General features: G+C 40.6%; 21 protein-coding genes. 4 read left to right on the plus strand and 17 right to left on the minus strand.

The window, feature by feature from the left end; all coding sequences use genetic code 11:
* The 6 genes from CWB85_RS13750 to sdhC all read right to left on the minus strand — a co-directional run.
* Positions 1–219 (minus strand): biotin/lipoyl-containing protein (locus tag CWB85_RS13750; RefSeq protein ID WP_283235133.1); only part of this gene is annotated, 219 nt, incomplete at its 3' end.
* A gap of 3 nt (positions 220–222) precedes the next feature.
* Positions 223–3,045: a 2-oxoglutarate dehydrogenase E1 component gene (locus CWB85_RS13755; protein WP_016709645.1), complete on the minus strand. Its 2,823-nt coding sequence runs from the start codon at positions 3,043–3,045 to the stop codon at positions 223–225.
* Between the two features lie 86 nt (positions 3,046–3,131).
* Positions 3,132–3,848, minus strand: coding sequence for a succinate dehydrogenase iron-sulfur subunit (locus CWB85_RS13760; protein WP_016709644.1), 717 nt, complete (start codon positions 3,846–3,848; stop codon positions 3,132–3,134).
* 10 nt (positions 3,849–3,858) lie between these two features.
* On the minus strand, positions 3,859–5,631 hold the full coding sequence (gene sdhA, locus CWB85_RS13765) for a succinate dehydrogenase flavoprotein subunit (protein WP_016709643.1): 1,773 nt from the start codon (positions 5,629–5,631) through the stop codon (positions 3,859–3,861).
* On the minus strand, positions 5,632–5,979 hold the full coding sequence (gene sdhD / locus CWB85_RS13770; RefSeq protein WP_016709642.1) for a succinate dehydrogenase, hydrophobic membrane anchor protein: 348 nt from the start codon (positions 5,977–5,979) through the stop codon (positions 5,632–5,634).
* On the minus strand, positions 5,970–6,347 hold the full coding sequence (sdhC, locus tag CWB85_RS13775; RefSeq protein ID WP_080571547.1) for a succinate dehydrogenase, cytochrome b556 subunit: 378 nt from the start codon (positions 6,345–6,347) through the stop codon (positions 5,970–5,972). Before sdhC ends, sdhD begins: the two co-directional genes overlap by 10 nt.
* 411 nt (positions 6,348–6,758) lie before the next feature.
* Between sdhC and CWB85_RS13780 the strand changes: the two genes are divergently transcribed.
* The 3 genes from CWB85_RS13780 to CWB85_RS13790 all read left to right on the plus strand — a co-directional run bounded on the left by CWB85_RS13780 (position 6,759) and on the right by CWB85_RS13790 (position 9,819).
* Positions 6,759–8,045, plus strand: a complete 1,287-nt coding sequence (locus CWB85_RS13780; protein ID WP_016709640.1) for a citrate synthase — start codon at positions 6,759–6,761, stop codon at positions 8,043–8,045.
* A gap of 129 nt (positions 8,046–8,174) precedes the next feature.
* Entirely contained in the window at positions 8,175–9,389 is a 1,215-nt protein-coding gene (locus CWB85_RS13785; RefSeq protein WP_138555198.1) for an aminotransferase class V-fold PLP-dependent enzyme, read from the plus strand.
* A gap of 13 nt (positions 9,390–9,402) precedes the next feature.
* Positions 9,403–9,819: a SufE family protein gene (locus tag CWB85_RS13790; RefSeq protein ID WP_016709638.1), complete on the plus strand. Its 417-nt coding sequence runs from the start codon at positions 9,403–9,405 to the stop codon at positions 9,817–9,819.
* Here the strand turns inward: CWB85_RS13790 and tcdA are convergent.
* From tcdA to CWB85_RS13825, 7 genes are read right to left on the minus strand one after another with little or no spacing between them, the layout of a single operon-like run.
* The gene (tcdA, locus tag CWB85_RS13795; RefSeq protein ID WP_138555199.1) at positions 9,816–10,616 is read right to left on the minus strand and encodes a tRNA cyclic N6-threonylcarbamoyladenosine(37) synthase TcdA; all 801 of its coding nucleotides are present in this window, start codon (positions 10,614–10,616) and stop codon (positions 9,816–9,818) included. The two genes, CWB85_RS13790 and tcdA, sit on opposite strands and share 4 nt — an antisense overlap.
* Positions 10,617–11,288 carry a TIGR01621 family pseudouridine synthase gene (locus CWB85_RS13800; protein WP_016709636.1) on the minus strand — a complete coding sequence of 224 codons (672 nt, stop codon included), beginning with the start codon at positions 11,286–11,288 and terminating at the stop codon, positions 10,617–10,619.
* A complete protein-coding gene (gene kdsB, locus CWB85_RS13805) occupies positions 11,281–12,054 on the minus strand; it encodes a 3-deoxy-manno-octulosonate cytidylyltransferase (RefSeq protein ID WP_016709635.1) in 774 nt (257 codons plus the stop codon). Before kdsB ends, CWB85_RS13800 begins: the two co-directional genes overlap by 8 nt.
* Positions 12,042–12,239, minus strand: a complete 198-nt coding sequence (locus CWB85_RS13810; protein WP_016709634.1) for a Trm112 family protein — start codon at positions 12,237–12,239, stop codon at positions 12,042–12,044. The genes kdsB and CWB85_RS13810 overlap by 13 nt, the downstream gene beginning before the upstream one ends.
* Entirely contained in the window at positions 12,229–13,209 is a 981-nt protein-coding gene (lpxK, locus tag CWB85_RS13815; RefSeq protein ID WP_016709633.1) for a tetraacyldisaccharide 4'-kinase, read from the minus strand. Before lpxK ends, CWB85_RS13810 begins: the two co-directional genes overlap by 11 nt.
* Positions 13,206–14,951, minus strand: a complete 1,746-nt coding sequence (msbA, locus tag CWB85_RS13820) for a lipid A export permease/ATP-binding protein MsbA (RefSeq protein WP_016709632.1) — start codon at positions 14,949–14,951, stop codon at positions 13,206–13,208. The genes lpxK and msbA overlap by 4 nt, the downstream gene beginning before the upstream one ends.
* Before the next feature lie 58 nt (positions 14,952–15,009).
* Positions 15,010–17,289 carry a DNA internalization-related competence protein ComEC/Rec2 gene (locus CWB85_RS13825; protein WP_138555200.1) on the minus strand — a complete coding sequence of 760 codons (2,280 nt, stop codon included), beginning with the start codon at positions 17,287–17,289 and terminating at the stop codon, positions 15,010–15,012.
* On the opposite strand from CWB85_RS13825, the gene CWB85_RS13830 reads away from it, so the two are divergent.
* The gene (locus tag CWB85_RS13830; protein WP_138555201.1) at positions 17,269–17,775 is read left to right on the plus strand and encodes a DUF2062 domain-containing protein; all 507 of its coding nucleotides are present in this window, start codon (positions 17,269–17,271) and stop codon (positions 17,773–17,775) included. The genes CWB85_RS13825 and CWB85_RS13830 overlap by 21 nt on opposite strands.
* 95 nt (positions 17,776–17,870) lie before the next feature.
* On the opposite strand, the gene CWB85_RS13835 is transcribed toward CWB85_RS13830, so the two are convergent.
* Genes CWB85_RS13835 through rlmKL form a run of 4 tightly spaced genes read right to left on the minus strand, consistent with a single transcriptional unit; the run spans position 17,871 to position 23,894 of the window.
* Positions 17,871–19,607, minus strand: coding sequence for a DUF3466 family protein (locus CWB85_RS13835; protein ID WP_016709629.1), 1,737 nt, complete (start codon positions 19,605–19,607; stop codon positions 17,871–17,873).
* An 11-nt stretch (positions 19,608–19,618) separates the two neighbouring features.
* Complete coding sequence (gene uup / locus CWB85_RS13840) at positions 19,619–21,532, minus strand: ATP-binding cassette ATPase Uup (RefSeq protein WP_016709628.1); 1,914 nt, start codon at positions 21,530–21,532, stop codon at positions 19,619–19,621.
* 9 nt (positions 21,533–21,541) lie between these two features.
* Positions 21,542–21,784 carry a glutaredoxin family protein gene (locus CWB85_RS13845; protein WP_138555202.1) on the minus strand — a complete coding sequence of 81 codons (243 nt, stop codon included), beginning with the start codon at positions 21,782–21,784 and terminating at the stop codon, positions 21,542–21,544.
* Positions 21,777–23,894, minus strand: a complete 2,118-nt coding sequence (gene rlmKL, locus CWB85_RS13850) for a bifunctional 23S rRNA (guanine(2069)-N(7))-methyltransferase RlmK/23S rRNA (guanine(2445)-N(2))-methyltransferase RlmL (protein WP_016709626.1) — start codon at positions 23,892–23,894, stop codon at positions 21,777–21,779. Before rlmKL ends, CWB85_RS13845 begins: the two co-directional genes overlap by 8 nt.
* Between the last annotated feature and the right edge of the window lie 56 nt (positions 23,895–23,950).

The raw sequence follows: 23,950 nt of genomic DNA on the forward strand, positions 1-23,950 counted from the left end.
GATCACTTGATCACCAAGCACGGTTGCACCTTCTTCTTGTGAAATTTCAGTGATCACACCGTCATTTGGTGCAACAACCTCTAAAACAACTTTATCTGTTTCGATGTCTACTAAGTTCTGATCACGGCTTACTTTGTCGCCAACACTTACATGCCATGTAGCAACGGAAGCATCAGCAACCGACTCAGGAAGAACAGGAACTTTAATTTCTGTGCTCATTGCTTATCCTTTATTTTCAATAGTAAGCGCGTCTGCGACTAGCGCTTGTTGTTCTTTAGTATGCACTGACATGTAACCACATGCAGGAGACGCTGATGCTTTGCGCCCTGCGTATTTAAGCTTCGCACCTTGTGGAATTGCTTCTACAAAGTGGTGTTGTGAACAATACCAAGCACCTTGATTTTGCGGCTCTTCTTGACACCAAACAAAGTCTTTTACATGTTGATAACGGGCCATAATAGCGTCCATTTCATCATGTGGGAATGGGTATAGTTGTTCAACACGCACAATAGCAATGTTATTAAGTTCAAGTTTACGACGCTCTTGCAGTAACTCGTAGTACACTTTACCACTACAGAAAATCACTCGCTCTACCTTAGCCGCATCAATATCATCGATTTCGTCGATCATATTATGGAACACACCTTCAGATAACTCTTCAAGTGTTGATGTCGCAAGTGGATGACGTAATAACGATTTAGGCGTCATAACAATCAATGGACGACGAAGTGGTCTAACTGATTGGCGGCGTAGCATAGCGTATACTTGAGCTGGTGTTGAAGGCACACATACTTGCATATTGTGATCAGCACAAAGCTGTAAGAAACGCTCTAAACGTGCTGAACTGTGCTCTGGACCTTGTCCTTCATAACCATGCGGTAGCAAGATTGTAAGACCACATAAACGGCCCCATTTTTGCTCACCTGAACTTAAGAATTGGTCAAATACAACTTGCGCACCGTTAGCGAAGTCACCAAATTGTGCTTCCCACAATACCAGTGATGTAGGCTCTGCTGTTGCATAACCATATTCAAACGCGACAACCGCTTCTTCAGATAACACTGAGTCGAATACTTGGAATGTACCCTGCTTTTCGCTTATGTGTTCTAGCGGCGTATACGTTGCACCATCAGATTGGCTGTGAACAACGGCATGACGGTGGAAGAATGTACCACGTCCTGAATCTTGCCCTGTCAGACGAATGTCTGTGCCTTCACTAGCGATTGTTGCATAAGCCAATGTTTCTGCCATACCCCAATCAAGCGGTTTTTCACCCGCGGCCATTAACTTACGATCATCGTAAATCTTTTTAACGCGTGACTGTGCTTTATATTGCGCAGGGTAGCTTGCTACTTTTTCACCAAGTTCTTTCAGTTTTTCAACTGGCACGCTGGCATCATAATCAACACTCCATTCATGGCCTACATATTTAGCCCAATCAGAAGAATGTGATGTTTCTGGCTGAATCTCTTCAACGACACAATGACCATCGTCTAAACCATTACGGTATTCATCAGCAAGTGCTTTAATTTCATCTTCGGTAAACGACCCTTCAGCCATCAGTTGATCAGCATAGATCAAACGTGGTACAGGGTGTTTTTTGATTTTTTGATACATGATCGGTTGAGTCGCATTTGGCTCATCCGCTTCGTTATGACCATGACGGCGATAACAAACAAGGTCAATAACCACATCACGTTTAAATTGATTTCTAAAATCAAGCGCGATTTGCGTTACAAACGCAACTGCTTCAGGATCATCAGAATTTACGTGGAAAATTGGCGATTGCACCATTTTTGCGATGTCGGTACAGTAATCTGTTGAACGCACATCGTCTTGTTTATTAGTAGTAAAGCCAACTTGGTTGTTCACTACGATACGAATACTACCACCACAACTAAACGCATTAGTTTGCGATAAGTTGAAGGTTTCTTGTACTACACCTTGGCCTGCAATTGCCGAATCACCATGAATCGTGATTGGCAGTGCTTTAATACCAGAACTGTCACCCAAGCGGTCTAAACGAGCACGTACAGAGCCCATTACTACTGGGTTAACAATTTCAAGGTGAGATGGGTTAAAGGCAAGTGCCATATGAACTTTGCCACCTTTTGTAGCAAAATCAGAAGAATAACCCATGTGGTATTTAACATCACCAGAACCTAGCGTGTCTTTATGTTTACCGGCAAACTCATCAAATAACTCTGATGGGTTTTTACCAAGTACATTAACAAGCACATTTAAGCGTCCACGGTGAGCCATACCAATAACCGCTTCTTGTTGGCCACTTTCGCCAGCACGGTGTATTAACTCTTTCAGCATAGGCACTAATGCATCACCGCCTTCGAGCGAGAAACGCTTAGCACCTGGGAACTTAGCCCCTAAATACTTTTCAAGACCATCAGCTGCAGTTAATCCTTTTAGGATACGCAGTTTTTCATCTTTACTGAATGTTGGACGTGATTGCACTGATTCTAAACGCTGTTGTAACCAACGTTTTTCTTCAGTTGATGTGATGTGCATATACTCAGCACCAACAGAACCACAATATGTAGTTTTGAGTGCCTGATATAATTCACCTAAAGGCATGGTATCGCGGCCGACGGCAAACGATCCCACGTTAAATTCACGGTCAAAATCAGCTTCAGATAAGTCGTGGTATTCCAGCTCTAAGTCTCGAACGCGTTCACGCTGCCATATTCCTAATGGATCTAGGTTGGCATTTTGATGACCACGGAAACGGAAAGCATTAATGAGCTGTAGTACTTTAACCTGTTTAGGATCGCCGCTACCACTGCCCTCTGCTACCACTACTTCTCTATGCTTGTTTTTCGCAAGCGCCGCAAACTGTGCTCGAACTTCTGAATGCTTAACTTCAACATCCACACCATCAACTTTTGGTAACTGTTCGAACACTTCTCGCCATTCTTCTGGCACAGAAGTCGCATTGTCTAAATACGCTTCATAAAGCTCTTCTATATAAGCAACGTTTCCGCCGTTTAAATGTGAAGATTCTAGCCATGCCTTCATCACACCTTCGTGCATTTATAAGCCCTTTTCTTTAGCGCAGAAATTAATTGTTATTACAAGATGGCTAATTAACATTAGCCATCTTACTTTTATCAAGATTATTAAACCGAACGGCTTATTAACATTGATTTGATTTGTCCAATTGCCTTAGTAGGATTAAGACCCTTAGGACAAACGCTAACACAGTTCATGATACTGTGACAACGGAACACGCTGAATGCATCGTCTAAGTCTGCTAAACGTTCTTCAGTTGCAGTATCTCGGCTATCAGCCAAGAAACGATATGCATGAAGAAGACCAGCTGGACCTATGAACTTGTCTGGATTCCACCAGAACGAAGGACACGATGTAGAACAACATGCACATAGAATACACTCATACAAACCATCTAGCTTATCACGCTCTTCGATTGATTGAAGGCGCTCACCTGCAGCAGGTGTATCATTAATTAGATAAGGCTTTACTTTTTCGTATTGAGTGTAGAACTGACTCATGTCAATAACAAGGTCACGAACCACTGGTAAACCTGGTAGCGGACGAATTACAATTTTACCTTTGCCATTTTTTTGTAGCGTAGATAAAGGAGTAATACATGCTAGACCATTTTTACCATTCATGTTAACACCGTCAGAACCACATACACCTTCACGGCATGAGCGACGGAATGATAACGTTGGATCTTGCTCTTTTAATAATAAAAGTGCGTCCAATACCATCATGTCGTGGCCTTCTTCAGTTTGCAAAGTATATTCTTGCATACGTGGGGCGTTATCAACATCTGGATTATAACGATAAACAGAAAATTGTACTTGTGCCATCGTCTCGCTCCTAGTATGTACGTGCTTTAGGTGGAAATGCTTCGCGCAATTTAGGCGCGTAGTTAACATCACGTTTGCTCATTTCATCCGTAACCGGATTGAATATTGAGTGGCATAACCAGTTTTCGTCATCGCGATCTGGGTAGTCAAAACGTGAGTGAGCACCACGGCTTTCTGTGCGGAAGTTTGCAGCAACTGCTGTTGAGTACGCTGTTTCCATCAAATTATCTAGCTCTAGACATTCGATACGTGCAGTATTGAAGTCTGATGATTTATCATCAAGACGTGCATGCTGCAAGCGTTCACGAATTTCTTTAAGCTCTTGCAAACCAGCTGCCATAGACTCACCTTCACGGAATACTGAGAAGTTAAGTTGCATACATTTTTGCAAGTCTTTCTTGATTTGTACTGGATCTTCACCTTGACCAGCCGTTGAGTTTTCCCAACGATTGAAACGTGCAAGTGCCGCTTCTAAGTCTGAATCTGATGCGTCTTTTGACACTTCAACATCATTTAGGTAAGTACCTAAGAAGTTACCAGCCGCACGACCAAATACCACTAAGTCAAGTAATGAGTTACCGCCTAAGCGGTTTGCACCGTGTACAGATACACAGGCAATTTCACCAACCGCAAATAAGCCTTCTACTACTTTTTCGTTGCCGTTAGCATCAATTTGTAGGGCTTGACCATTTACGTTAGTTGGTACACCACCCATCATATAGTGACAAGTAGGAATTACTGGAATTGGCTCTTTAGCTGGGTCAACGTGAGCAAATGTTTTAGCAAGGTCACATACACCTGGAAGACGTAGATTAAGCGTTTCTTCACCTAAGTGGTCAAGTTTAAGCTTAATGTGTGGACCCCAAGGGCCATCGCAACCACGACCTTCACGAATTTCTGTCATCATTGAACGGGCAACAACATCACGTGACGCTAAGTCTTTCGCGTTTGGTGCATAACGTTCCATGAAACGTTCGCCATCTTTATTTAAAAGATAACCACCTTCACCACGACAGCCTTCAGTTACAAGTGTACCTGCTCCTGCAATACCTGTTGGGTGGAACTGCCACATTTCCATATCTTGCATAGCAATACCAGCACGAGTCGCCATACCAACACCGTCACCAGTGTTGATGTGTGCATTCGTTGTTGATGCGAAAATACGACCTGCACCACCAGTTGCCAATACCACCGCTTTCGATTTGAAATAAACAACTTCACCACTTTCGATATCGATTGCAGTACAACCTACCACATTACCATCATCGTTTTTAACTAAATCTAATGCATACCACTCAGAGAACACATTGGTTTTGTTTTTAACGTTTTGCTGATAAAGAAGGTGTAATAACGCGTGACCTGTACGGTCAGCAGCTGCTGCTGTACGAGCAGCTTGCTCGCCACCAAAGTTTTTCGATTGACCACCGAAAGGACGTTGGTAAACACGGCCATTTTCAAAACGAGAAAACGGTAGACCCATGTTTTCTAATTCAGTAATTGCTTCTGGGCCTGTTTTACACATGTATTCGATAGCGTCTTGGTCACCGATAAAATCGGAACCTTTTACCGTATCATACATATGCCATTCCCAGTTATCATCATGCGAGTTACCCAGCGCAACCGTAATACCACCTTGTGCAGACACAGTATGAGAACGGGTTGGGAAAACTTTAGAGATAAGCGCACAGGTTTTACCTGATTCAGTGATTGCAAGTGCCGCGCGCATACCCGCACCACCTGCGCCAATCACAACGGCGTCAAATTCACGAACAGAATATTTCACTTAAACACCCCATAAAACGATTAGACCAATTGCTACGTATGCGACGGCCATCAGGTTTAATACAAACCCTAGAACAGCACGTAAAGTTGCGCACTTAACATAGTCAGTCAATACTTGCCAAAGACCAATACGGGTATGAACCATAATACAAACGAGGGTAATAAGTGTGAACCCTTTCATTGCGAGGTTTGAAAACAGGCTTTGCCATGCTTCAAAAGTGACTTCTGGCGTACATAAGAAGTAGCCAATAATAAAAATCGCATACGCGGTAATTACTAGTGCCGTGGTACGTAACGAAACATAATCTTGTACGCCGTCACGTTTTAGAGTTGCTTGATTTAACACCATATCCACACCCCTGCTAATACAGAAGCCACAACGCCAAGTGCCATTGCAATTTTAGCGCTGAGGTTACCTGATTCAAGTTCTTCCCAATGTCCCATATCCATAATGATATGACGGATACCACCAATTAGGTGATACGCCAATACAGAAATGGTGCCCCAAGCTATAAATTTGGCAATGAATCCGCTAAACAGACCCTTGACGAATTCAAAACCTTCAGCTGAAGAAAGAGACTCTGACCAAGCCCAAATGACAAACGTTAAAGCAAAAAATAATGCAACACCGGTGACGCGGTGAAAAATTGATGCTTTAGCCGATGCCGGCATAGATATAGTTGTTAGATCTAGATTTACAGGTCTTTGCTTTTTCACAGTTACTTGCCCATCTTGCCCACATTGGGGCTCATCTACTTGTTTTTCTTAACCCATCAGAAAACGATTTTTCTGATGGAACTATCTAAGCAAAGCTCTTTTTAACAACAAAGTTCACATTTATGCAAAAATTAGCTGCAAAAATAACATTTACCTACAGACAATACGGTATAAAACCTTCGATAGTATATATAGCCCAAGGTCTTTTTACAATTCTTGTTTAGTTAGAGACGTTTGCGAATTAGCCAATGGTATAATATTTAATCCCGTCAGAATATTTATTATACATTTGTGCATAATGTTTATAAAAATTGACTTTAACCCCCTCTTTCACGTTAAAATGAAAAGAATGTGCTTAAACAGATTCAGAACATAACAATCAGAGTTGTTATCTTAATAGGAGATAAATAGATGGCGGATAAGAAAGCCACGGTCCATATTGATGGTCTAGATCCAATCGAACTTCCAATTTACCAAGGCACTGCTGGTCAAGATGTTATTGACGTACGTACGTTAGGTGCTCACGGTCACTTTACCTATGATCCAGGTTTCATGTCGACTGGTTCTTGCGAATCTTCAATCACTTACATTGATGGTGGCAAAGGTATTCTATTGCACCGTGGGTACCCAATTGAGCAATTGGCAGAAGACTCAGATTACGTTGAGCTATGCTATTTACTATTAAATGGTGAATTACCTACAAAAGAGCAATATGCTGAATTTGCATCAGAAATCACGCATAGCACTATGCTTGATGAGAAAATTGCAAACTTTTTCCAAGGTTTCCGTTTTGACGCTCACCCAATGGCAATGCTTTGTGGTGTAGTAGGTGCATTATCGTCTTTTTATCATGAAGATCTTGATATCACGGACCCTACTCAGCGTAAAACTAGTGCAGTGAAACTGATTGCTAAATTACCAACTATCGCGGCGATGGCTTATAAATATAACGTAGGTCAACCATTTGTTTACCCACGTAATGACTTAAGCTATGCAGAAAACTTCTTACACATGATGTTCTCTGTTCCAGCTGAAGAATACAAAGTGAACCCTGTTACAGCTAAAGCGATGGATAAAATCTTTATGCTTCATGCTGATCACGAACAAAACGCATCAACGTCTACTGTACGTCTTGCAGGTTCTTCTGGTGCTAACCCATATGCATGTATTGCAGCGGGTATCGCATCACTTTGGGGCCCTGCTCATGGCGGTGCAAACGAAGCATGTTTAAACATGTTAGAAGAAATTGGTTCAGTAGACCGTATTGATGAATACGTTGCTAAAGCAAAAGATAAAGCGGATCCGTTCCGTCTTATGGGCTTTGGCCATCGTGTTTACAAAAACTTCGACCCACGCGCAACGGTGATGCGTCAAACGTGCCATGAAGTATTAGCTGAACTTAACATTCAAGATCCATTACTTGATATTGCAATGAAGCTTGAGCAAATTGCACTTGAAGATCCGTACTTTGTAGAGAAGAAACTTTACCCTAACGTAGATTTCTACTCAGGTATCATCTTAAAAGCAATCGGTATTCCTACAAGCATGTTCACTGTGATATTCGCAATGGCACGTACTGTAGGCTGGATCACGCACTGGGATGAGATGCTATCTCAACCGGGTCATAAGATCAGCCGTCCACGTCAGCTTTATACTGGTCACACACATCGTGATTACGTATCATCTGATAAGCGTTAACCGTTAGTTAATGCTAAAAAAGGCCGCATTTGCGGCCTTTTTTGTGTCCAGCCCTTGAGAAAAATCATAAAGTGATTACAATTCTCGCTCATTTTAAATTTGGTTTGTCTTATTAGATGTTGAAACGTTATGTTTGATGTAGAAAAAATTCGTGCAGACTTTCCTGCTCTCAAGCAACTTATCAACGAGCAACCACTGGTCTACCTTGACTCAGCTGCGACAACTCAAAAACCGCAAGCTGTCATTGCTGCAACTGAGCAATTTTATGCACGGAACAATGCCAATGTACACCGCGGCCGACATACACTCAGTGAGCAAGCCACCCTCGCCTATGAGCAAGCCAGAGCTACTGTTGCTGCGTTTTTTAATATCACAGCCAATGAATTAGTATGGACGAAAGGCGCAACTGAGGCGATCAACCTTGTTACCAATGGCCTGAGTGAACAGCTAGATAACCAGTCTACAATTGTCATTTCTGCGTTAGAACATCACGCTAATATTGTGCCATGGCAACAACTTGCGAAACGCACAGGCGCAACATTGCTGACTTTACCTTTACAGCAAAATGGACGCTTTAACGTTGAACAATGTGTTAATTTTATTGAACAACACAAGCCCACGGTACTTGCAATAACACATGCATCAAACGCACTGGGCAATATCACTCCACTTGAAACAATTTTACACGCAGCAAAGCAGCAACATACCATCACGCTAGTAGATGGTGCGCAGGCAGCCCTACATTTACAGCCTAACTTACAACAACTAGGTTGCGATTTTTACGTATTTTCAGCACATAAAATGCTCGGGCCAACGGGTTTAGGCGGATTATATGGCCGTTATGAGCGCTTAAATAGCTTAGCTGTGTATCAAACTGGCGGCGAAATGATTGAAACTGTCACATTAACTGAAACAACTTTTCGCCAAGCGCCCGCAAAATTTGAATCTGGTACTCCCAATATCGCCGCTGTCATCGCTTTTTCTGCTGCAATTAAGTATCTAGTCAGTTTAGATAAGACTAATGTATATACGCATGAACAAGCTATTTTTAATTATGCAGTAGAAAAACTACAACTAATTGATGGAATTACTATTTATAGCGACATTAACAACAACATTGGCACCTTGTGCTTTAACTATAAAGATGAACATCCTTTTGATATAGCCACCCTATTAGATGGCTATGGTGTAGCTGTACGTAGCGGTCACCATTGTGCTCAACCTCTTATGCAACATTTAGGCATAAATGGCAGTGTGCGCGCCAGTTTTGCATTTTATAATAATCACCAAGACGTTGATTTATTCATCGCAGCTTTGCAAGAATGCATTGCGTTATTAGACTAAATTCGGATAAGACATGATTAAAACGTTTAAAGAGATTGCGTTTTCCATTGAAAATGCACCAGCATGGCAGCAAAAATACCGTGAAATAATGCTTTTAGGTAAACAATTGCCGCCAATGCCTGGCGTTTTAAAAACAGATAGCGCCCTTGTACCTGGTTGTGAAAGTAAAGTATGGATATATTTAGACTTTGATCTAGAAGAGAACACTCTCGTTATTGTTGGCGACTCTGATACACGTATAGTCAAAGGTTTATTGGCAATTGTATTAGCTTTATATAATGGCTTGACGCCAGAGCAAGTGATTAAAACCGACGCGCTTGCTGAATTTTCACGATTAGGGCTTATTCAACATTTAAGTCCATCACGGGGGAATGGCATTAAAGCCATGGTTGAACGAATTCAATCCATGGCTGCTGATAGATCACTTTAAACCTTTGCTAAACGGTGTTTTTTGTCTAGGTATTTACGCACCGCTTTAGCGGCTACAAAAAAGCCAAAACTGCCAGTGATCATAGTCACAGAGCCAAAGCCATTATTACAATCCATATTCAGTGAGCCATCCGCATTTTGTTTTGTATGGCATACACTGCCATCCGTACCAGGATAAACCAGTTGCTCTGTTGAATAGACACAGTCGATATTAAATTTACGTTTAGGGTTGCTACTAAAGTTATACTGCTTACGCAAAATATAACGTACTTTCGCAAGTAAAGGGTCTTGGGTTGATTTAGCAACATCACCAAAGGTTATTTGGCTAGGATCTGTTTGTCCACCAGCTCCACCTGTGGTGATTACCGGTATTTTATTTCGTTTACAATGTGCGATTAACGCTGCTTTTTCTTTTACTGCATCAATACAATCAATTACATAGTCAAAATTCTGGATATATTCACGAATATTTTCTAACGTAATAAAATCATCAATCACATTAATTTCACACTCTGGGTTAATAAGCTCACAGCGTGTTTTCATTGCCTCCACTTTTGCTTCACCCACAGTGCCAGTTAAGGCATGAATTTGTCGATTGACATTCGTTGCACAAATATCATCAAGGTCAATAAGCGTCAACTTACCAACGCCAGTTCTTGCTAAGGCTTCTGCGGCCCAAGAGCCAACACCACCTATACCAATAACACAAAAGTGTGCCTCTTGCAGCCATGCAAATTGTTGTTGTCCATATAAGCGCTTTATACCGCCAAAACGAATATCGGTTATAGAGTCTGTCATTTACCAATCCAATTGCCATGGCTGTTGCCATGTGTGAAAATTTTCGTGTTCAATTAACTGCCTAAACAGTGTTGTACTATCAGGTTTACACACAAACTGATATTGTTGATTTTGCCAGCTAAAGCAAAGTGCATAAGCATGCAAATAGGTACGCTGTGCGGACGTGCCACCATACAGTGGATCACCTAAAATAGGCGCCGCTAAACTCTTTAAAGCAACCCGTAATTGATGGGTTTTTCCTGAAAATGGCTTTAAAATAAAGCCACGTAAGTTAGCTGCTACACTGAGTGAATAAAAACGGGTGATCGCAGGGTTTTCAATACTTTTTAAAAGCTTAAAACTACTACGACGTGATTTAATCATATCACCTTTCACCCAGCCTTGTTTTTTCTTCGGCTTAGCATCAGATAGCGCGAGATAAAACTTGTCAACCTGATGTGTAGTAAATAAACGAGTGAACTCAGCCGCCGCTGTGCTGTTTCGCGCTAAGATAATTAAACCAGATGTCACCTTATCTAAACGATGTACCGCATAAAGCTTTTCATTTAGCTGCTGCTCTGCAAGTACCACGAAACCTGGGCCATCTTCGCTGTGAAAGTTAAGCCCTGGTGGTTTTTCTATAATATAAAAATCATCATGCCGAGCATGCACGGATAAAATAAGCTTATTCACTCGCAGCTTTACTTTCTAAATAGCTTATCACACGCGCTAAATCTTCAGGTGTATCTACCCCAGCATGGGGGGCTATTTGTGCTTGTTCAATTTTAATTTGATGACCGTGATACAGCACACGAAGTTGCTCTAACGATTCTAATTGTTCAAGTGGTGAAGGCGTCAGTTCAATGTATTGCTTGATAAAGCCCGCACGATAAGCATAGATTCCCACATGTCGCTGATAGTGTGCAGTATTTAATTGATGGTTGTTGGCCGCCTCCATCATATTAGCGCGGTCAAAAGGAATGCTGGCACGGGAAAAATACAAGGCATTTTTATTAATATCACTGACTACTTTAACTGCATTAGGGTTTAATATTTCAGCTATATCGTCAATGGCAACACTTAGCGTTGCCATTGGTGCAGATGAATCGGCAAGCAATGCAGCAACCTGTGCAACATTTTCAGAAGCAAGTAATGGCTCATCACCTTGTACATTTACCACAATAGTATCATCCGCTAATGCGAGTAAATCCATTACTTGTGCTAGACGCTCTGTGCCTGATTGATGATCTTCACTGGTCATTAGTACATTTTTGGTAAACGCACTAACTGCATCGAATACTTTTTGATGATCGGTTGCAATAACTACTTTACTCGCTCCTGCTGCCATTGCTTTTTCATACACATGTTGGATCATCGGTTTGCCACAAATATCCGCTAACGGCTTACCCGGTAACCTGCTAGATGCGTATCGCGCTGGAATAACAACTACGAATTCCACTTTTCAATCTCTTGCTGCGATAACTCACGTGCTTCGTTTTCAAGCAATACTGGAATATCATCACGAATTGGATAAGCCAACTTTGCTGCCGTGCTGATCAACTCATTGTTTTCTTTATCTAAACGTAGCTTGCCTTTACAGACTGGGCAGGCAATTATTTCAAGTAACTTTGTATCAAAGGCCATCGAGGATCCCTTTTTCTTTTAGTAATAAATCTAGTTTAGTAACCACCGCTGCAGATGGCTGCGCGTCTACAGGTAAAAAATACCATGTTGGTTTTGCGAATAATTGACATTTTACCGCATCTTTTTCTGTCATAAACACTATTTCATCATTAAATTTTTCAAAGTCAGCTGAGCTGTACGCATAGTGATCACGATAATGATGACAACTTAATAGCGATATCCCCTGTTCACGTAAACTATTTTCAAAGCGTTGTGGGTTTCCTATTGCACTTACAGCGTGACCTTCAAGTAAGGTTGTTTGTGCTGCTGTTGCATTAGCAACGGTCAATAACTCTGCACTTTTCAGTTGATAGTTAAATGGGTTATCGCCACCATTTTCAATGACTAAATCCACAGAATTTAATCGTGCTTGGGTTTCTCTCAGTGGCCCTGCAGGCATAATAAAACCATTACCAAAGCGACGTTGACTATCGACAATACAACATTCTATGGCCCTAGCCATTTTGTAATGTTGCATGCCATCATCGGAGACAATGACATCGAGTTGATGCTCGCTAAGTAACTGTTTGATGTTTGCTTCTCGGTTTGGACCTACCACCACAGGACAGGCTAATCTTCGCTGTATTAACACCGGTTCATCACCAGCATCAGCAGGACTGGTACTTTCTGTCACAGTCAAAGGGTAATCTTTACTATGGCCACCATAACCACGGCTGATCACCCCTACTTTTAAATTATGCTGTTGTAGATGGCTAACTAACCAGATCACAAAAGGGGTTTTACCATTGCCGCCGACACTTATATTACCAACCACAATAACTGGCACTGGACTCATGTACGCTTTACAGAACCCTATTTCATATGCTGCACGGCGCACTGTACTGATCAACCAAAACACTAAACTCAAAGGTAACAGCAATACAGTGATAACACTGAGCCCTTGATACCAGCTTTGTTCTATTTTACTCACCCGTTTTCACCAAATTGCATTTTGCATAAAGCTGAATACGTGCCGTCTTTTTCAAGTAATGACTGATGATCACCACTTTCGATCACTTGACCATTATCAATAACATAAATCCGATCACTGTTTTCAATCGTTGATAAACGGTGAGCAATCACAATTGAGGTTTTATCCTTCATCAAGTGTTCAAGTGCCTGTTGGATTAACTTTTCTGATTCTGTGTCTAATGCAGATGTTGCTTCATCTAAAATTAAAATTGGTGCATCTTTTAGAATCGCTCGCGCAATTGCGATACGCTGGCGTTGCCCGCCTGATAACATTACGCCATTTTCACCGACCATGGTATCTAGACCATCAGGTAAATCTTTAACAAACTCCCACACATGTGCTTGCTTAGCTACATTTAAGAGTTCATCGCCAGTAAGTTCACGGTTAATGCCATAACTTATGTTGTTAGCAATGGTGTCATTAAAGAGCACAACTTGCTGTGAAACCAAAGCAAATTGCTTACGTAAATCAGTCAACTTATAATCACTGAGCGCAATACCATCTAGTAATATTTCACCCGGTGGTTGTAAGTCATAATAGCGCGGTAATAAGTTAGAAATCGTTGATTTACCAGATCCTGAACGCCCCACTAAGGCAATGCTCTCACCCGCTTTAATGGTCAGTGATAAATCCTTTAATACTGGCTCATCTTTAGTGGGATAGCTAAAGGTGACGTGTTTAACTTCAATATGCCCTTGTACTTTATCCACGCACACTGTACCGCTATCCTTTTCTACTTCTTCATCAAGAACTAAAAAAATACTCTGCGCGGCTGAAATACCACGTTGTAGATCACTATTAACATTAGCAAGTTGCTTAAGTGGGCGTAGTAACATCATCATAGATGAAATAAGTACCACAAAATCTCCAGAGCTAATGGCATCGATCATCGACGGCATTGCAACCACCCATAAAATAACTGCCATCGCACTGGCAGCTAAAATCTGAATAATAGAAACACTTAACGCTTTGGTGGCGTCCATTTTGATGCGCTGTTGGCGATTATGATTATTAATGTGCGCAAACTGTGATATTTCTTGCTGCTGCCCGCCAAAGCCATGGATCACTTTATGACCACTGAGCATTTGTTCTGAGCTACGGGTTACTTGACCCATTGCTGATTGAATATTTTTAGAGATATAACGAAAACGCTTGGATACGACACTGACAATGACAGCAACAAGCGGAATAATAATTAAGAATATCAGTGATAATTTCCAACTGGTATAAAACATAAGCCCCAGTAAAAAAACAACGAAAGCTCCTTCACGAACAACAACAAGCATCGCTTTAGTAATTGCTTGTTGTACTTGTTCAGTATCAAAGGTTATTTTAGAAATTAAATCACCCGTTGAGTTTTTATCGTGAAATGAAACAGGCAGATGTAAAATATGCTCAAACAATTGCTGACGCAACGCACGCACAACTTGAGACCCAACATAACTGAGGCAGTAAGATGACATATAATTAAAAAAGCCACGACCTATTACTAATGCAATCACCACGAATGGAGCGTATTTTAAAACATCGCTATTGCGTTCATTTAAACCTTGGTCAATAAATGGTTTCATTAATTGAATGAATAAAGCATCCATAGCCGAGTAACCTATCATGCCGATCACAGCTAATATGGCGATACTTTTATAATCACCCACATACGACAATAAGCGCTTATAAATTTGTGATGTAGTTTGATCCATAACACTCTCTTATTCATAGTCTGTGGCTATTGTAGCCTCCAGCTCCATAAAACTAAACTCAATCTTTTAGAAACCAATAACTTTCATCATATCGAGCTAGATTTATCGTGTATTCATGTTGATAAAAGGCAATATTTATCTGTCCATGTGCGGCCGTTGTGTATTGCAATACATTATGATCAGCAAATCGTGCAACAACTTGCCGATGCGGTAATTGCCATTGCCCTTTATAGGCTGTTGAATGGATCACCACTTCTGGGGATACTGCTTTAATAAATAGTTCACTCGATGATGTGTTGCTACCGTGATGGGGACTCAGTAAAACAGTACTCTTAAGTCCATTTTGCCGTGCGAGTAATTGCGCTTCTCTTTTAGCTGATATATCTCCTGGTAGTAAAACACTAAAAGTCCCATCACTAATATGAACAACACACGAATTATCATTCTCAGTTTGTAAATACTCTGCAGGCTCGTGTACTGTAATCATCAAGTTATAGAAGCTATATTTACCCGCTTTACAACCTTGCTCCGGCCCATTCGGATGTAGCAAACTAAAGGTATGATGATAGCCGTGCTGCAACCAGTGAGCCAACCCGCCAACATGGTCTTTATCCATATGGCTTATCAAGGTAACTTCGGTTTCAATTCCCTTGCTGATTAAGTAAGGCACTAAGGTATTGTTTATCCTTGTATATGTATTAAAATACACAGGTCCCAAATCATAAATAAAGCCTTTACCTTGTTTGCTAACTAACACCATTGTGCCATGACCTACGTCAAACACATCAAGCTGCCACACTGGTTTTGGCTGCAAATAGTAGTCAAAAAAGCTAACAGCAATAGGAAAACACCCCATTAATCGCCATGGTGTAAAACATACAATGAAAATTGTGAGATAACTACTAATTAGCCATTGCAAACTAAATGTAGCGGTATCAATCCAGCGATACTCAACCGGTAGTAAAGTTAATGACCGATAGGCGTACTGTAACAAATAATCAAACACACCAATCAAGTTACTCATATCAAGCAGCAGACTCATCACTGAAAACAACACTAAGCTTGGCATTATAATAAAACCAAGTATTGGTATCGCCACTAAATTAACAGCTAAACCAATTACACTGACCCCATTAAAATAATAAAGTGATAACGGCAATAAACCTATAAACAAGGCTATTTGTAAAATGATCAAAGTTTTAATGATTGCAACTAAACCTATCGCAGAGAAGGAGATAACACTCAATACCCAGAAAATGATGACTACCGCAGTGAATGAAAAGTAAAGCCCAGGATTAAGTAGACTAAAGGGGTCAATAAGTAATACGCACACCAAAGCAAACAAAATACTACGCCAACGTAATGCTTGTTTGGCATAAAAATAAATAACTAAATAGCAGCCTAGCATAAGTAATGCTCGCGTAGCAGAGACTATAAAACCACTTAAATACACATAACTAAATGCCAGTAAAAACCCACCTAAAGCATAAATCTGTGACAAATTTAACTGCTGTGTCCAAGGTTTAACCATAAAGTTTAAACAGCTCATGATAGTACGAGTAATGAAAAAGCCGATACTAAACATTAAGCCTATGTGCAATCCTGAAATAGCTAATAAATGGCTGATGCCGAGTTGCTGCAGCTCTTCTTTTTGTGAAAAACTCATCTCACTGCGATCGCCCGTTAACAGTGGGTAGTACAACCAGTTTAACGTGCTATTTTGGTATATATTGTTGATATATTGGCGATACGATTTAATCAGTTCAGCATCTGTATTTTTGGTTATTTCAATATAATTGCCTACCTGTTTCCCTTTAAAAAAGATTCGTTCACTAAATGCATAGCGCTCTTTATCAAACACAGCATAGTTTTTTTGACTGCGATATTTTGTTAGCTGTAGCCAAGTGTTAATATCATCACCAGCTTCAAGCTGCTGCTCACTTTTTAACGTAACTAGTGCAAAAGGCGGTTTTAGCGCTGACTGACTTTGTTGATTAATCTTGTTAAGCTGAACTTTCACATAGAAGTGATCACGCTGTGAAATAACGTCAACAACAGTGAGCTGACAATAGTACGGTTGATTTTCATGCAAAACTAACGGTGAAATAGTATAGAAGCTAGAAAAATGTCCCCAAACACAGCAAATTCCACAAATAAAACCTAACAATACTGTGTAAAACGGCTTAAAATAAGCGCTCGCAATTAATAGAGATAAAGCGAAAACTGTAAATACAAGGGTCTGATAATAAAAAACGGTTATAATACAACCAACAACAAACCCAACGCTTAACCAAACAGATGTAAATGGTTGCTTTAAATGGCTAAGAAAACGATCCAACGGTTTTTACCCGATCACAATAAAGTTAAACATCATAAATCTTTAAAAATTTTTGGTCGTTTACTCCACGATGCCAATCTCTGGCATTTAAATCGCCGTTCCGCTCGTGGGGCATTTTCTGTCGGTTTATTTTTCGCTTTCATCCCTGTTCCTTTTCAAATGGTGCTTGCCGCCGCTCTGGCTATTCCGTTACGAGTTAATTTACCTATTTCAGTCGCCGTTGTGTGGATCACTAACCCGCTAACAATGCCACCTATCTTTTACTGCTCTTATCTGATCGGCACTATTGCACTAGGTCAGCCCGAGCAACACTTTGCTTTTGAACCTAGCTGGCAATGGTTTTTAGACAGCTTAACCACTATCGGCCCTGCTTTTTTAGTTGGATCCTTGATCTGCGCTACTTTTGCCTCTGCGATAGGCTATTTCGGCGTGGACTTTTTATGGCGTCGTTCAGTACGCAAGGCTTGGGTAAATCGCCATAAATAGTCAACGTTCCTAATTTAGTTAAAGTATAGACAAAAAAAACCCTGCTGAGTGAAGCAGGGTTTTTTATTTATATAATTAATTGAATGGCTCAGCTGTTATTTACGAAACGCGCGACGTAAGCCAACTAACGGTAACAACAATAACGTATACCAAGGAAAACTAGCAGATTGACGTTCGTAAGTGTCCGTCTCAGGATCTGAACAACTTTCGATACTGCCATCAATAGGTGTTAACTTAACTGGGACTGCAATACTTTCGTATTCTATTTCACCGTTAATATCTCGTACCACGCCACCTAATGTATCCGTTTTTTCAACAGTCTTCGTTGCAACACCAAAAATTTCATTTTTGTTGTTTATTACTTTTGCTTCTGACACGACATATTTATAACGCGTTTCACCATCAGCTTCGTAACACGGTAATAAATCATTAATGTTGGTGATTGCATCTTCACCAATCTTATACAAGAAACCTTCACGACGACGTGAGCCAACATTAAATACATCGGTTTCACCTTCACCTACAATGTAGCCATTATCATTAATATCATTAGCTATTGACGCTGAGCTATTAAAGTAATCCGTAGGGAACACTGTACTGTTACTTGCAATGTCGTGGTAGAAAAATTTAAGTCGGTCTGAACCTTCAATTCTTCTTATGCCATACCCCACGATAACGTCATTCTCATTAATCGCTAATGACTTACCTGCAGTCCAGTCATCTTCTTGATCAAGCATTTCAACCACTTTACCGTCTTTGTAATAAACAGGTAACGAACGAATCGTTGATGAACTATCATGATCACGTACATCAGAAAAACCTGCAACGGTGCCATTACTATTAACAGCCAGTGCATTGCTTATAAAGGCAAAGTCATCATCTTCTTCAGGTGTTAACCCTAAACCTAATAACTCTGTATTGGTAATATTTAAATTACTATCTAAACTCCATCTAACAGCGCGGGTATCAAATAAACGAGACGAAGTACTTCTTTGTAAACCTTCAATACACACAGAAACGGGTTGGTCTTCACCATCGCAAGAATCATCGATATTTTCTTGACGATCAGCTGGTATACCTGTCGACACTTGGCCTACCACCGTATAGCCTGAATTTGTTTTTACAATATCACTGGCACTACTTATTCCGCCGTATTCATCAAACTCAGGGACCAGTGGCACACTCAATCCGTCAGGAGAGACAATAATACCCCGAGAGATAAAATCGCGCACGAAACGGGTTTCTTCTTCAGTTTCACCATCTGGAGTAAACACTGTTTTTTCATAAGGCGCACTGCCCCAGCCCACTGCGATTCCATCTTCTGCTACGGCATTATAAAAATTGCTAACAGAACGCGTTAAACCATCATAATCAACTGAAGCGATATCAAATAATACTTGCTCTTGGGCTTCGCCATTTAAAATATTGTACCCGACAATATTAGCTAGTTTTTGATAATCAGGGTTCGTTGCTTGCGCTGTTAAAAAAGACAGCATAAAACTGTGAGCATCAGGATTAGTTGCCGCTGCATTATTATTTTCAATATCATCAAGCGTAAAAGTAATTTGCTTATCAATTAACTCGAAGTAGTCTTCTTGTTGTTCATAAGCTCTTTCGATTGCGCTATCTGTGAAATCAATATAACTAACATCAATAGGTAAGTTGTATAAGCCGTTAGAAAGGCCAATTATGTGCCCGCTTTCACTAACATCTTTAACATAGTTATGCTTTGTATCGGCTAATACACTCAGCTCAGTTAACTGATACGTTGCACTAAGTGCCGAGGTACTCATGGTAGCTAAAATACTAGCAGCGAGTAATTTATATTTCATTTTAGTCCTTACTACTGATTCTTTAAATCTTCAAGTTCTTCCCAGCGCTCCAAAGCGGCTTCAAGGTCAGACTCAAGTTGTGCTAAATGGTTCAACTCTTTGGTTGTTATGCTGGCATCTTGTTTAAAGAAATTAGCGTCATTAACCACAACTTGCTGTGCTTCTAATGCTTGCTCAAGTTGTTCAAGCTTACTGGGTAATTGCTCTAATTCAAGTTTTAATTTGTAAGAGAGTTTATTCGTTTTATTTTCAGCTTTAATAACAGGAGCTGTAACTACAGCTTGCTTTTTAGCTGGCGTGCTCTCATGCTTTTTTTGTTGTGCTAAATAGTTTGTATAGGCTTCGTAGTCGCTATAACCACCGACAATATCGGTGATCACGCCATTTCCTTCAAACGCCCAAACACTGGTACAAGTGTTATCAATAAACTCACGGTCATGACTAACAATTAGCACAGTACCTTGATATTGATTAATGATATCTTCCAACAACTCAAGGGTTTCTATATCCAAATCATTGGTTGGCTCATCCAGAACCAGAATGTTTGACGGCTTTAGGAAGAGCTTTGCCAATAATAAGCGGTTCTTTTCACCACCAGACAATGCTTTAACCGGCGTACGCGCACGCGCAGGCGGGAACAAAAAGTCTTGCAAGTAACCAAGCACATGACGTGAACGACCATTCATCATCACTTCTTGCTTACCTTCTGCAACATTGTCTTGTACTGTTGCTTCTTCATCTAGCTTCTGGCGGTATTGGTCAAAATAAGCAAACTCAAGATTGACGCCTTGTTTAACTATTCCTTCATCCGCTGCAATATCACCAAATAATAATTTTAATAAGGTTGTTTTACCAATCCCGTTAGGCCCAACTAAACCGATGCGATCACCACGCATAACAAGGGTAGAGAAATCACGAGCAATTACTTTGTCTTTATTGAATTGATGGTTTAAGTGCTTAGCCTCAAACACTAATTTACCAGAGCGGTCAGCCGTTTCAATGTTAAAGTCAGTTTTACCAACTTGATCCACTCGTTGCTTACGCTCATTACGAAGTTGCTTAAGTTCACGTACCCGACCTTCATTACGCGTACGTCGGGCTTTAACACCTTGGCGGATCCACGCTTCCTCTTCAGCTAGGCGTTTATCAAACAACGCATTTTGTGCTTCTTCGACTTTTAAATCGTGGGCTTTTTGCTCTAAATAAGTTGCATAGTCACCAGGGTAGGAAATTAATTTACCACGGTCTAAATCTAAAATTCGTGTCGCCACAGCGCGAATAAAAGCACGGTCATGAGAAATAAATACAATGCCACCTTTAAACTCTTTCAAAAACTGCTCAAGCCACATCACGCTTTCCATGTCTAAGTGGTTGGTAGGCTCATCAAGTAGCAGTAAGTCAGGCTCACTGACCAGCGCACGCGCAAGTGCCACTTTTCGTAACCAACCACCTGAAAGCGACTCAAGTTTAGCTTCAGGAGACAATTCCAAACGCGTTAAAACTAATTGAATTCGACTATCAAAGCGCCAGCCATCTGCCGCTTCGAGCTGGTTTGATAAACGCTCTAACTTATTTAATAGTTGATCTGTGCACTGCGTTTGTAGCTGGGTACTAACATGATGATAATCAATGAGTAAATTAGCTATTTCAGGCATGCCTTGTGCGACATAATCAAACACCGAACCGCTGGCACCTTTTGGAGGATCTTGCTCTAAGCGTGAAATTTTAATGCTACCAAGCTGATTTATTTCACCATCATCTAAAATCACTTGGCCATCGAGTACTTTTAATAGTGTTGATTTACCAGCGCCATTTCGGCCAACCACACACACGCGCTCACCACTTTCAATAATTGCATCCGCGTTATCAAGTAATGGGTGCGTGCCGTACGCGAGTTGAGCTTTAGAAATTCTAATTAAGTCCATATGATCTGTTTACTCTTTTTCTGTTTGCGTAAAAAACTGACGCACATCTTGCGCAGTAAAAGGCCAATACAATTGTCTGCCTTGTTCGCTTTTTAAAACTGGGATACTAGTCTGATATTCAGCGATCAATGAATCATCGCTGATAATATCAACAAGCAGTAATGAATCATCACCTAACAATGGATCAATCAAAGACTGCGCTTGCTCGCACAAATGACACCCATCAGTATGATATAGTACCCAATTAGCCATGCGTAATTAACCAGCTATTATGGATCTGTTTATTACGTTTAAAATCAGGCGATAATGTTTGCTCTGAAATATTTTGCGCTTTTAAGCCTAAGCCAATTAAACCCACTTCATCCATGATAAAACCACGCTTATTATTCGAAAATATCAAAGTACCTGATGGACTGAGAATTTTTTTAACCCACGTTAATAACTTAATGTGATCACGTTGTACATCAAATGCATCTTTCATACGTTTTGAGTTAGAAAATGTCGGTGGATCTAAAAAGATCAAATCATATTGGCTAGTTGCATATTCCAGCCACTTCAAACAATCTGCTTGCTCAAAGCGATAACGGGTATTACTAATATTATTTAGCTCAAAATTATCCTGCCCCCACTTTAAGTAGGTTTTTGATAAATCAACCGTGGTAATCGCTTTTGCACCACCAAGAGCTGCGTGGACAGAGGCTGTGCCTGTATAAGCAAACAAGTTTAAAAAGCGTTTATCTTTGGCGTTTTCTTGAATATAGCGACGCGCAAGGCGATGATCTAAAAACAACCCTGTGTCTAGGTAATCAAATAAGTTTACCTTAAACTTGGCACCAAACTCTTCAACGACTTGAGTCCTGTTTTGTTTGGCCATTGGTGTGTATTGCTCTTCACCTTTTTGTTTTTTACGGACTTTGACAGCAATATTGCCTGGTGCAATATTAAGCTGTTGTGCAGTTAGAGAGATTACGTCTTGTAAACGTTTATGTGCGGTAGCATCATCAATTTCTTTCGGGGCTGCGTATTCAAAAATAACCGCCGAATCGCCATAAACATCCACTGCAACATTGTACTCTGGAATATCAGCGTCATACACACGATAAGCTTGAATTTCATTTTGCTTAAGCCAATTTTTTAACCCTTGCTTATTTTTCTTCACGCGATTAGCAAATGACAACGAGCCTTCAAAATTCAATGCGGGCTTGTCTTCGGTTGTTTGGCTAACTTGTTTATCATCTAACTGGTATAGATTAAGTACCACATCAAGCGGGCCATTTTTAAACTTATAGCGTTTAAGTTTAACCAGTTTTAATAATTTAAATAGGCTTTCATCCATGCCCAATAGAGCAAGTTTCCAGTTATTAAAATGTTTTTTAAAGCCAGTGCCTAACGCACTGTGCAAACTGACTAACTCAGCCATAGAGCCAATACGCTCACCATAAGGCAAGTTTGAAATAACCACACCAGGTAGTTTTGCCACTGAGGTCAGTTTAGTTGCATCACTTTGTTTAAATTTAATTACATCACCAAGTCCAGCTCTGCGCGCATTATCTACTGCTTTGCTTAATACATTGGCATCATAATCATGACCTATAAGCCATAGTTTAGGATCGGTGATCTGAGCAATTAACTGCTCTCTTAATTCTTTGTACTTGGCAATTCTAAAGCTTGGTAGACGTTCAAATGCAAAACCTTCACGGAATAGTCCCGGCGCTTCATTACGTGCCATACCAGCAGCTTCTATTAAAATAGTACCGGCACCACAACAAGGGTCAAATAATGGCTGCTGTACATTCTCGAGCCAACCACTGCGTTTAATAAGTGCCGCTGCTAAATGCTCTTTAATTGGTGCTTTACCTTGGCCTTCACGATAACCACGCTCTGATAACCGCGGACCTGAATAATCAATATACATAGCCACACCTTGACGCGATAAACGTGCAACAACACGAACATTGGCATCTTGTTTATCTACGTTAGGGCGTTGTTCGTATAAATCATTAAAATAGTCAACAATGGCATCTTTAATCACCAAACCTGAAAATTGAGTGTTCTTAAGTGCATCATTAGTGCCATTGAAGTCAACTGCGAATGTTTGCGTTGGGCCAAACCATTCTTGCCATGGTTGCAAACGAGCAAACTTGTAGAGGCTTTCTTTATCATTTACGCCTTCTTTCTCTTCAATCAACATAAGTACACGAGTTGCGAAGCGGCTCATCAAACACACTTTTTGTGCTAATGTAGTGTCACCTTCAAAGCGTACAGAGCCCACCGTTTGCTTGGTCACCGTGGCGCCAATGTCAGTAAGTTCTTCAACCAATAAGTTTTCGATTCCGATAGAAGTAAGTGCGATAAAATGCAAAGTAATAACCCTTGATAGCTAATTGCGCAGGATTATAACATAGGTTGGCAGACAAA

The organism is Pseudoalteromonas sp. S1727 (assembly GCF_005886375.1).
Classification (GTDB): domain Bacteria; phylum Pseudomonadota; class Gammaproteobacteria; order Enterobacterales; family Alteromonadaceae; genus Pseudoalteromonas; species Pseudoalteromonas haloplanktis.